General features: G+C 48.8%; 8 protein-coding genes. 5 read left to right on the forward strand and 3 right to left on the reverse strand.

What is annotated here, in order from left to right; translation table 11 throughout:
* Positions 1-31: 31 nt before the first annotated feature.
* Entirely contained in the window at positions 32-232 is a 201-nt protein-coding gene (locus H6750_16150; protein MCB9775839.1) for a hypothetical protein, read from the forward strand.
* Between the two features lie 511 nt (positions 233-743).
* On the opposite strand, the gene H6750_16155 is transcribed toward H6750_16150, so the two are convergent.
* The gene (locus tag H6750_16155) at positions 744-2,402 is read right to left on the reverse strand and encodes an alpha-keto acid decarboxylase family protein (protein ID MCB9775840.1); all 1,659 of its coding nucleotides are present in this window, start codon (positions 2,400-2,402) and stop codon (positions 744-746) included.
* A 923-nt stretch (positions 2,403-3,325) separates the two neighbouring features.
* Here H6750_16155 and H6750_16160 point away from each other — a divergent pair.
* The 4 genes from H6750_16160 to H6750_16175 all read left to right on the forward strand — a co-directional run bounded on the left by H6750_16160 (position 3,326) and on the right by H6750_16175 (position 9,294).
* On the forward strand, positions 3,326-6,316 hold the full coding sequence (locus H6750_16160) for an FG-GAP repeat protein (GenBank protein MCB9775841.1): 2,991 nt from the start codon (positions 3,326-3,328) through the stop codon (positions 6,314-6,316).
* A 472-nt stretch (positions 6,317-6,788) separates the two neighbouring features.
* Positions 6,789-7,424 (forward strand): LPP20 family lipoprotein, encoded by a 636-nt coding sequence (locus tag H6750_16165; GenBank protein ID MCB9775842.1) that lies wholly within the window; start codon positions 6,789-6,791, stop codon positions 7,422-7,424.
* Between the two features lie 256 nt (positions 7,425-7,680).
* Positions 7,681-8,178 (forward strand): hypothetical protein, encoded by a 498-nt coding sequence (locus H6750_16170; GenBank protein ID MCB9775843.1) that lies wholly within the window; start codon positions 7,681-7,683, stop codon positions 8,176-8,178.
* 57 nt (positions 8,179-8,235) lie between these two features.
* Positions 8,236-9,294: a trypsin-like peptidase domain-containing protein gene (locus tag H6750_16175; GenBank protein MCB9775844.1), complete on the forward strand. Its 1,059-nt coding sequence runs from the start codon at positions 8,236-8,238 to the stop codon at positions 9,292-9,294.
* 72 nt (positions 9,295-9,366) lie between these two features.
* Here the strand turns inward: H6750_16175 and H6750_16180 are convergent, their stop codons facing one another.
* Together H6750_16180 and H6750_16185 are read right to left on the reverse strand one after the other, a co-directional pair.
* Complete coding sequence (locus H6750_16180; protein ID MCB9775845.1) at positions 9,367-10,503, reverse strand: hypothetical protein; 1,137 nt, start codon at positions 10,501-10,503, stop codon at positions 9,367-9,369.
* 121 nt (positions 10,504-10,624) lie between these two features.
* The gene (locus H6750_16185; GenBank protein ID MCB9775846.1) at positions 10,625-11,749 is read right to left on the reverse strand and encodes a tetratricopeptide repeat protein; all 1,125 of its coding nucleotides are present in this window, start codon (positions 11,747-11,749) and stop codon (positions 10,625-10,627) included.
* Between the last annotated feature and the right edge of the window lie 453 nt (positions 11,750-12,202).

A 12,202-nucleotide genomic window follows, 5' to 3' on the forward strand; every position in this document is an offset into this window, starting at 1 on the left:
GATATCCTTTTTTATATTGTGAGGTATTTACATGAGTAAGGTTGAATCGATTGAACAACAGATAAGGGCTCTCTCGCCCGAGGAACTGGCCAAATTTCGTGCATGGTATGCCTCATTTGATGCCCAGGCCTGGGATGCTCAGTTTACCGCTGATGTCGAGGCGGGAAAACTTGATTCCATCGCTGAACGAAATATTCTCGCCCACAAAGCTGGACAATCGACCAAGTTTTGAATCACTACGCCTCTCCTGAATTTTGTTCTTGCTATCGGTCTCTTCCTTCTCCCATTCAGGTTCTTGCTGATAAGGCCTTTGAGTAGCTAAAGACTAACCCACGTCATCCCTCTCTGCATTTCAAAAAAGTCACTCGTTATTGGTCAGATCGAGTAGGTTTACACTATCGCGCAATTGGCGTTGACGTTTCGGATGGGGTCCTGTGGTTTTGGATCGGAATTCACGCCGACTACGACAAACTCCTTCGTTAGCCCTACAATACTTCAACTTTGAACAAATATATCTCCAATCTCCTCGGAGAGGGCCAGGGTGAGGGAGCATGAACAGTCGAACGTTAAACGACTCGTCAGTGCGTCTTGTAGGGAAACGGTTTGGCGCTCTGATCTTGAGAGGCAGAACATGGCACCCAGCTTGAGTCCCGAAATCAGCTCCGACCACGAACCAAGCCGAATTCTTTTAAAAAATTTTTCTTAGTGCGGCGCTCATAGCAGATCACACCTAAGAATGAATCTCAGATCTTTTGTCCTGCCATCCGTTTGGCCAATCGCTGGGCAACGCGCTTCATGGCGGTGGATCGGTCACGAGGATCAAGCAGGACATTCAGCACATGTACCTGTTTCGGATCATCAACCGCAGCACTCAAAGCGTGAACTAACTCTCCGAACGTGCCCACTCGATGTCCCACGCCTCCGCCCAATACATCACAAATCTTCTCGTACTGCCATTCATGGATGTCATTGAACGGACCTTCGAGAATTTCCCGTTCCGTCCCATAGCCGCGGTTATTCAGCACCACCACAATGGGGGCCTGCCCATTGCGAATGCAGGTGGACAACTCAGTGCCGGTCATTTGGAATGCGCCGTCACCTACTAACACAAGTGGCCTCAGGCCGGGATCAGCAAACCCCGCCCCGAGAGCGGCGGGGACACTAAATCCCATGGAGGTGTAATAGGCCGGCGACAGGAACTCCGCACTTTTTCGTACACGCAGATCTGCAGCAGCAAACAGCGACTCCCCGACATCGGCAATCACCACCGTCTTCTCGTTGAGCAAACCATCCAAATATCCGAACACATTGCGAAGGCTCACTGCCGCTTCCGGACCGGGTGGATCAAACCGGACGCTATCGCGTGGCGGGAGCGCTCGTGACGGAAACGACGGCAAGGGGGACGCCGCCAACGCTCGAACAAAATCTTCAAAGCGGACACCGTCATAGGTGTGATGCTTGATAGCAATGGAGTCCGCCGTCGCATGAATGGTCCGGCCTGCTGCCAGGAGCGTGGCATGCGCTTTGACGTCTTCAACATCAGTAAGCAATGTTCCTAGGGTCAGCAGACAGTCGGCATTTTCCACGAACTCCAGAATTTCTTCCCGCCCCACCAGTCCGCCATACACCCCGATATTCAATGGATGGTCTTCGCGAAGGACGGACTTCCCCAGCAAGGTGGTGGCGATGGGCACATTCATATGTTCGACCAGTTCGGTCAATTGGTCCTGAAGGCCGAATCGATGGATTTCGGCGCCGGCCAGAATAAGCGGACGTTCGGAACCGGACAAAATGCCGCGAACTTCGGCGACGGCTTCTTTGAGTGCCGCTGGATCACTCTGGCAGTCCGTGACTGTCGGTGGTGTTGTTGAGGCCACCTGCACGGGAGTCATCACGAGGTCTCGAGGAATTTCCAAATAGATCGGCCGCTTAAATTGCATTAACGCCTTCAAGGCCCTGTCAATCTCCCGTTCGGCAGTATGAGGGTCGTCCAACACGACGGAAGCCACCGTAATCTTTTCAAAGACATCGCGCTGGGTCGAGAAATCACGGACCATGTGATGCAGGAAGGGATTATTGACTCGTTCCTTCAGCCCGGGTGAGCCGGAGATCAACACCACCGGCGACCGCTCGGCATACGCACAGGCAACGGCATTGACCATATTCAAACCACCCACGCAATAGGTCACACATGCACCGCCAATCCCATGTATACGCGCATAGGCATCCGCCGCAAAGCCCGCGCAATCTTCCCGGGTGGTTCCGATGTGCCGGATAGGTGATTCTTCAATGAGCTTAAAGAGCGTCAGCACATAATCGCCGGGAATGCCAAAAATATGATGCAGACCCAATTTATACAGACGGTCCAGGAGAAGTGTGCCAATGGTGTAAGAGTCATTCATTATTTATCAAACCTCATGGTCATTATATCGGATTAAATCCTAATAAAAAGAAGCGCCCCATTCAATTGAATCCACTTGGACAGATCTCAACGACAAGAAATTCAAGAGGGTACTTGGAAAAAGTAGATTTCCCCTCTCAGGAATCCGACAAAGATTGTCATCCTGAGCTAATAGCGAAGGATCTAGGCCCAGGTGAAATATCCAGGCCTCAGCAAACCTTCTCCTGTCATTCAGAGGCAGTCGAATAATTCAAATATTTTGCATTGTAAAAATGAATGGCCACCCGCTTTCTTTTCCGTGGAAATCCAGATTGATCATCCTCGGTTCTGAGATTGTACCCTGACCCATTCGACAAGGCTCAGGACAAGGCTCCCAGCGAAAGATCTGTGACCAGGAAGAGAAGCCAGGTCTTAACAAGACTCAACATTTAGTATGAGGCATTGCTATCAACGGTTTGCTCACTCCCTTGGGCAGCCTACCCACTGTCACCTTCTGCATCATCTAGACGCTTACAATCATCAGATAAAAGCCGGCACCGCCTCAGTCATTTTCTGGCATACATCGACGGCTAGAAAAATTCAATGGTGAGGAAAAATAATGTTGATTTTATTCACGCAAAGAGCAAAGATTCCTCAACAGCAAAGGTTTCACATTTTTCGGCAAGGAGGCCGCGCACAGTGGAATAAGACGTTCCCACTCGGGAGATCACATGGTGCGGGCACAGAAAACACAGAGGAGCGTGATAGGCGGACACATTCCGTTTATCACGCTTTTTTTGTTCTGGTGAAAAGAAAGGTTGGGCAATGCCAGAGCGTAAGGAAGAAATATAAAACACATCAAAAAACGAGAGTGATATCGCGGCTTCTTACCAACTCGCTTCCACGATGAGCCTTAATAAGGGTAGGGAAAAAGGAGAGCAGCTGATGAACACATTCCAGAACAGTCCCGAGAGGAAGGCCCCGCTCGTGGTTCTAATCTGTGGGCTCATGCTTCTGCTGGGGCCCTGGCTGCCGCCAGAAGCGGATGCGCAAACCACCACACGGGTAAGCGTGAATTCGAATGGTAAAGAAGGTAATGATTCTAGCGGTCTTTTGGATACCTTTTATGCGGTTATCAGTGGGGACGGACGATTTGTAGCCTTTCCATCGAAGGCTACCAATTTGGTGGCAAATGATTCCAATGGTTTCCAGGATATATTTCTTCACGATCGCAATACTGGAGAAACCATTCGTGTAAGTGTTGACTCGAATGGCAATGAAAGCAATGGTAACAGTTCAAATCCTGAGTTAAGTGCTGATGGGCGATTCGTAGGCTTTGAATCAGAGGCCTCAAATTTAGTTCCAGGAGACTCCAATGGAGTGAGTGACACCTTCCTGTATGACCGGCTGACCAAGGAAACCACCCGAATCAGTGTGAACTCCAATGGTGTACAGGGTGATTTAAAGAGTTATACGGGCTATCCAACCCCCGATGGGCGTTTTATTTTGTTCAATTCAGAAGCAACAAATCTGGTAGATGGGGATACCAATGGTGTGTTCGATGTGTTTGTAAGGGATCGGCAAACGGGACAAACCACGCGCGTTAGTGTGAGTTCCACTGGAACACAAGGCAATTCTTTCAGTGGCGCTGGACTTTTCAGCGATGACGGGCGGTTCGTGGCTTTCACTTCCGATGCCGACAATCTGGTCCCAGGCGATACCAACGGATTTTGGGATGCGTTTGTGCATGACCGGCAAACGGGACAAACCACGCGCGTTAGCTTGAATGCCAGTGGAATCCAGGGGAATAATCACACTCTTGCCTCCTTTATTAGCCCGGATGGGCGTTTTGTACCCTTTCTTTCACAAGCCAGTAACCTTGTTCCCGGAGACACCAACGGAGGGCCTTTTGGTTCGAATGTGGACATTTTTGTACATGACCGCCAGACAGGGCAAACGACTCGCGTAAGTGTAGATTCCAACGGCGTACAAGCTGATGGCTCAAGTGGAGGGATTAACATAAGTTCAGACGGCCGATATGTAACGTTTTATTCGGAAGCCACCAACTTAGTGCCCGGGGATACCAACGGCGCCTGGGATGTGTTTGTGCACGACCGCCAGATAAAACAAACCAGCCGAGTGAGTATTAATACGAACGGTGGAGAAGCCAATGGAGATAGTCAATTTGGCGCAGCCAGCAGAGATGGGCGCATCATCGCTTTTGTGTCCGATGCCCCTAATTTAGTATCGGGAGATACAAATAACGTAGAAGACATTTTTGTACATGAACGTGGTTCTTCGATTACAAACACAAAAAAGACGGGCCAGACCGATCTGGATGGCAATGGCACCAGCGATCTGCTGTGGCGAAATACCAGGACTGGCAGCACCGCGATCTGGTTGCTGAATGGAGCCATTATTGGATCGGCCGGCTTCCCGGGCGGCGTGCCGCTAGCCTGGCAGATTGCGGGGATCGGCGATGTGGATGGGGATGGCAAAGCAGATGTCATCTGGCGTCATAGCACGAGCGCCACCGTGGCTATCTGGCTGATGAATGGGGTGACCATTACCTCCGTGGGCTTCCCCGCCAGTGTGCCGACAGCATGGAGCCTGCAAGCCGTGGGAGATTTGAATGGAGATGACAAGGCCGACCTCGTCTGGCGTAATTCCAACGATGGCAACACGGCGATCTGGTTGATGAACGGGACCAGGATTGCCGCCTCGGGATTTTTGGGGAAGGTGTCGCTCGCCTGGCAGCTCGCGGGAGTGGGTGATGTGAACGGCGATGGCAAGGCGGACCTCATCTGGCGCAATGGCACAAGCAACGCGGTGGCCATCTGGGTGATGAACGGATTAACCATGACGTCCTCAGGCTTCCCCGGCAACGTCTCACCGGATTTGCAGATCGCGGGGGTGGGCGATGTCAACGGCGATGGCAAGGCCGACCTCATCTGGCGCAACACCAATAGCGGCGACGTGGCGGTGTGGCTGTTGAACGGCACCTCTATAGCCTCATCAGGCATCGTGGATAGATTGCCGTCGCAATGGCAGATTGCGCAGGTGGGCGATGCCGATGGCGATGGCAAGGCCGATGTGATTTGGTACAACACCACGTCCGGCGCCGTGGTTTGTTGGCTGCTGAATGGTTTGACGATCGCGTCCGAGGCATTCCCGGGAACAGTCTCCACAGATTGGATCATTGCCGGACGGCCGGTATCTTCGCCGCTTCGTATCACCACCGCATCGACCTTGCCCGCAGGAACGGTGAACAAATCCTATAGCATCACGCTCGCAAAATCCGGGGGAACGCCCTCGTTTTCATGGACGGTGTTTTCGGGGTCCTTACCACCAGGACTTACACTCAATCCATCCACCGGACAGATCAGCGGCACCCCAACCACAGCAGGAAAATTCCTCGCGACAATCCGAGTGCAGGATAGTGGAAACCCTTCGCAGTCGGCGCAGGAATTATTCAGCCTAACGATCAATTCACCTTCCCCTCCTCCCACAGGCGGGAATGGAGGAGGGACCTTGACGATTTCCGGTGGGCCCGCTTCCATTGGTGGCACCTTTGTGGCGCGTTCCCCATTTGTCTCAAAGGATACTTCACTCCTTATGGGCGTAGTATCCTGGATTGAAAATGTAACCAAAAACTTTCATCTTGAGGCGCTTACGATAAGTTTCAATTATATAACGGGAGAAATTTTTTCCACTGGTATTCTATTTGTGGCTGGTGATTCCAGTAGTGCAACCGACTGGAGTTGCAGCGGGTCATTTGTGGGACAGGGATTACCCACGGCCCCCGGGACTTGCAGGGGGGTAACCGTAAACCAAGCAGCGGGAACAGTAAGCTTCTCCAATACGGTATTAGACCTTTCGAGCACATCTGCTCCACCAATTACGTTAAACGGGACGCTGACATTTCCCCCGTTTTAGGGTAGGGGCGACACCAGAGTTTTCCGCCACAAAGACTCATATATTTTGTTGATTTTATTACATGCAAAAAATATAGTTGGCCATTGACTTGAGTATCATACGCTCATAACAAATTTTAGTCTAAGGACATCTCATGGAAAAGAGTGGGCCCAGGGAGGGGTGAGAAAAGTTTCTCACCCTTTTTTTTATTGGGTCACAGATTTACAGCAAGCTTTTATTACCAAAGGCATTGACGGTTGAATTTAATTTCCTTGCAATGCGCGGGAAGGTGCCAAAGTCAGCAAGTCTCAGAATTCTGATCACTCTGAAAACGTAAAATACAATAATTCAGTTTGAGATTATTCATCAAACCTGATATTTGAATCCTTCAGGAACAAAATTTGGAATAGGAACTATCAATTTAGGGTTCTCCAAGAACCATCAAATTGGATCGCACAACAACACGATGGGCCTAACAAACAGAGGAGAAATTATGCTTATGACAAAGGCAATCAAACTGCAAATGACCGTTCTTGGGATTTTACTCGTCATGACTGGTTGTGCATCACAAAAACCAATGGGTCAAGAAGCCGAAGGACTGGGAAGAGTGGACACGCCGATTCAAAATGTCGAGGGCTTACCAGAGTGGGTGAGTCAAAAAGGGGCGGCCTTTAGTGGAGAACGCAAAGTCCTTTATGGAGTGGGAAGTGCTTCTGGGGTTCGTAACCCTACCCTAAGACGCCGCGCCGCCGAAGGACAGGCCCGCAATGATTTAGCCGCAACCCTCAACGTGTATGTGGCGGGCCTACAAAAACAATATCTTGCAGAAACAACAGCGGGAGATCTCTCCCAAACCAGTGTCGAACAGCATATACAGGACACAATGAAACAGGTAACAGAAGCCAGTCTCGTTGGTGCTGAGATCGTTGAGTATTGGGAACACCCTCTGCGCAATGAAGCCTATGCGTTGTGCAGACTGGATATCGAAAAAGTCATAGAAGCCATGGATTCCTATGCGGCAGCCGACAGCAAATTCAAGGAATTGGATGCCAAAATGCGGGATTTTGTCCGAAAAAATGCGGATAATGCTCACAAGGAATTGAATGAAGAACTTCAAACGAAAAAATAGTTTGAAAATTGGAAGGCAGGCATTAGAAATCAAAAATGACATCTTTGGGCCCTCTGGATTTTAGCCGGTTGTGTCACAGGGGAATGGAGGGGCTGCCGGTTTCCCCAGTGATGTCATCTTGGAAAATACGCAAGTCCGTGACGAATGGGCTCACACTGGCGACAATAAGCACTATGGGTAGAAAGGCACGGTTTACACGTTAATGTACATGCCTCTTAAGCTTTAAGGGAAAATCTTCGAAGAAGGAGACCTGCCCATGCGGAATTCAATATTCCAAAAGTCCAAGTTTTTTCCCTTCCTCCTGCTCATCATCATGGTGCCCTCCCCCAACAATACTCTGGCAAAAATAGAAATCGATCAGAACGGATGGCTGATAACACCCGAAGAAGCCGCCATGGCCCCGTTACCAGAAGTTTCGGGAGATTCGCCATCCCAAATAGAAGGCGATGAGTTACATTTAGGCCCTCTCATCGAGGTGATTACACCCAAAGAAGGGGATCAGGCAGAAGCACCTATAGAGGTTAATATCAAATTTTCTCCCCAAAACGAGCCTGTGGACATCACCACTTTGAAAGTAAGCGTCGTAAAATTTATTTCGATTGATATCACGGATCGGGTCAGGGACTATAGCTCCCCGCAAGGCATTCACGTAAAGGAAGCGAAGATCCCCAAGGGCAAACACCGAGTCCGTATCAGCATTGCCGATACAGGTGGGATGTACAGTAAAAAGGAAATCACATTCGAAGTAGTCTGAATCATGTCACATCCTTTCTACCCTCTAGCAATGTAAGGTGTAAGCAGAGGAGGCGCGATGAACCTTCATAGGAAATTAAATTCCCGGACTCTGTTGACATGGAAGCAAGCCTTTTTAATATGCGTGGGGGCCATTTTTTGGGGGCCATATATAAATGTGTCCGCCACCGAGCTATCAACTGCTCAGATCTATCAGGCAGCCTCTCCTGCAACGGTACTGGTGATTGCCTTAACGAAAGACTCAGGTGGAACGGGGACGGGGTCCATCATCGATTCCACGGGACACGTCTTAACCAATAATCATGTTATTTTTAACGAAGAGGCCAAGTCTCCCCATCAAATCATCCTGGTCGTCCTTAAACCCGAGAAAGTCGTTGGGGCCATGGATAATAAAAAAAACCTGTCCAATCAGTACAAAGCAAAGATCGTGGCATCCAGCGAAGCCTATGATTTAGCCCTCTTAAAAATCGTTGACCCTCCCTCATCCCTTTCCGTTTTAGCACTCGGTGATCCGGATCACATCACCATTGGGTCTCGGGTAGTGGCCATTGGGCATCCCGAAAGAGGAGGATTATGGAGCCTCACCACCGGAGTCATCAGCGCTGAATGGCAAGATTATGGGGGAATGCCTGGCTGGGACATTTTTCAAACGGAAACGAGCCTTAACCGGGGGAATTCCGGGGGACCGCTTATCGACATGCTGGGAAATCAGATTGGCATTAATAGTTTTATTCAACGAAAGTCTAAAGACGGGTTAGCGATTACCAGCATCAATTTTGCCATAAAATCAAATGTAGCCAAGGATTGGCTTTCAAGGCAGGGGGTTCAGTTGACTTACGCAGGGCAAACCGATCACCCCGGTACGCCCCCTATCACAAATCCAAAAAACCAGGAACCCCCTCCCCCACCAGATGCTCAGAGCCATAAGGTCACAAAATCACAACCCGATCAGATTTTGGTCAACCAACCGGAAGCCCAACCTGAATCAGGACCTGGCCTTCCTCCCTTGCGGCCATTCAGCCTAGACCGGTTAGTCAAAGGATTCGAACGGGTCGAAGAGGATCTGGAATCGCAAATGGAAGACATGGAGGCAGAAATCCGAAAAAGACGAAGATAAACAGACTTTTGCGACATCGATGAGTGTTCCTACTTCAAGCATTCCTTAGTTGGGTGATTCACACAAATAAGGCTAAACCCCTTCTTTAGCAAGTAATTCTTTTACGAGTTTTTCTCCGGCGGATATTCCAGCTTCCCTCAGGGCATTGAGACCGGCTTGAGGACGATCCTGATGGTATCCCTGACTATCAATGGGAATCGTAATGAGTATTTCACCCGTTTGAGTGCTAAAGACTGAAAGCATGCCTTGCGCCTTGTAGAAATGTTTGTTCATCGCAGTACTGCTGAAAATGGTATGCGCCTGGCTTACGATCAAAAACCGGACACCTTGTGCATTGAGTGCCTCAAGCACTTTTTTATCTCGGACCAATGGTTCAGCATCCAGAGTGGAATGCGGAATGGGCTGATCAACCACAGAAAATTCATGTTTGGTGAGAATTGCTTGAAGACTTGCCCCTAAAATCGAGGGGGAATGGACCTGATCCAGATTGGTTTCCTGAACCCACACCACGACACGCCGAAGATTCGCAATTGCATTACGCTCTTCACTTTTGAGCAGACTGGCCAGTTCCCGCGTATTATCCACTTCAGGCTGATCAAGGGAAACGACCGTAGGAATTTGACTGAGGATATCCATCCCCTCATGAAAAAACTGACGCGCTTGACGATAATTGCCCTGAGATTCCTGGACTTTTCCGGATTGATATAAATTAAAGGCCGCCTGTGCTTTATTGCGGGTTTCAGTTTCCCGCCGGACCAATTCTTTTTGGGCTTCTTCCCTAGGATATTTCAACAACAGATACACATCAAACATTTCCTTCTTAAAGTCATGAGTCGTTCGGATAGTTTTTTCATGATAAGAATCCACAATGGTTGCTTGAGATATCAGGGCGTCGGTCTTGGTCTTCAGTTGCTCTTTCACGGATTGATCAGTCTCCGTCATGGTCATATCCAGTTGCGCATTAATATCAATCCCAAGATACTCGGCGACTTTGACCAAGGCGTCTTTTCTGGCCGCACTTTCTCCATCCGCTAAGGTTTTCGCACCTGTATTGGAACCGATGTAGTAAAAAAACGCATCATCCCTGGGCAATTGAGAAAGCCAATCAGGCCTGGTCGGCTGTGAGGTTTCTTTAAGAATTTGCACATTGGTACAGCCTGTTAACACCAGGGAGATAAACAGTCCGATGGTCCATGCACGTTGAGGCATCTCAGCGTCCAATCCGGAATTTTTAAAAAGGCCTGTTCCTAACCGGGGAGTAAGCCCATTTCTCGCCCCCTGAGAAACCTTTCCACTTCTCTTCTGGAGTCCAATGCGAGAGTCTCAACCTCTACTTTGAAACTACTTGCTGTTCACCCATTTTTTTGTATTCATCCTCGTAACATTTGGTCAACTTACGCATTTGTGCCGCAGGGAAGGCTTTGATGGCAAGGTCGTCAACGGTTTCAAACGATTTCACCGCCTCGTCAAATTCTTTTGTATGCAAATAAACCACACCAAGATTAAAGTACGCTCTGGCAAGAGTTTTTTGAGAAATGGCTTTATTGGCTTCGTTGTCGGAAATGGCTTTTAAAAAAACTTCCTTGGCTTTTTCAAGATCGCCCGCTTCGGCATCCACAATACCCCTTTCCAGGGTGGGAATATCCTTGTCGACATAGAAAATTACCTCTTCTTTTGTGCTATAAGGCACAACGGCTTTCGTCATATCAGACACAATTTCTTGAAGATTCTTCTCGTGCATTTCTGTTGGATTCAGCATTTTCCCGAGATTGAATATTTTGTCAGTATCATCCCCCGTTGTTGCCGTGAGATGTTTAACCTGTATCGTCGCGCTCGTATCAACTTCGACTACGTTAATATCCGCAGTCATATTTGCCACACCAACGTCAAATTCCTTGGTGCAGGGATACGGGATTTTAGCGGTATAACAGGTTTCTCTCTTTGTTCTTTTTTCTTTTCTATAATCACCCTCCACTTTCCCCATAACCAACGCAGCCGCAGGCAAAAGCCTCCCCAATTGAGCGCGTTTTTCGGAATCGAAGAGATCCTCTTGGGTCATGCCCAATTCTTGTAAAATCTTGTTTAATTGCGTGCGATCCATCACGGTCAGATTATCCTTGCCGATCATCTGTGACTTAACGGCTGCGGCAAACGATTCACCGTAATTGCCGCCAATTTCGGTAAAGGCCACGGTTTTATATTTGGTTAGGTTAATTTCCGCCGGATGCGGGACTACTATTTCCACCCTTTCCGCATGGGCACACATACCGGTAGTTTTACAAGCCCAATCTGCTGTCATATCCAAATAGACAGTGAAAACCTGTTTTTGGTCGTTTTCACATCTTGCCTTAATAGGATCGACTACTTGACTTCTTCCCTTGTTTGATTTGCCGGTTACGCACCCTGTCAACACCAAAAGAAGACCTGCGAGTATGAGCCACCATAATTTGAACATTTTCCTCCCTCCCAATTTTTTAAATGTGAAATTGAGGATTGGGTCAAGATATATCCTCTAAAGTTCAGCACGCATAATGCCAAAAATCGTAAAGATGATATTCCTGAGTAGGAAAAAGACAAATGTAGTTACCGCACCATCCTTTTGAACCGTTACCCAGCACACCTTCTGTTCAAAATTTTCCGCATACAACTGGGTCGTCTTCTATAAGATCATGACAGGGCATCATGAACTCCACGGTCTTTTTTAACGAGAACGTTGAATAAGATCAAGCCCGTGTTTTGGGAACCCGCGTATCGGGTTCCTGATCCGCCTCCACAATCATTTCGTGGTAACAGGGAGGAAAGCCCAGGGGGCCTGCCCAAAATCAGGTTTCGAAAACCTGCCGTTTGACGAATAGCGTGGTAATTTTTTAAATCTAAAATTACAAAACCGCATGCCCTTGTAGACGTA

It is taken from the genome of Nitrospiraceae bacterium, assembly GCA_020632595.1.
Taxonomy (GTDB): domain Bacteria; phylum Nitrospirota; class Nitrospiria; order Nitrospirales; family UBA8639; genus Nitrospira_E.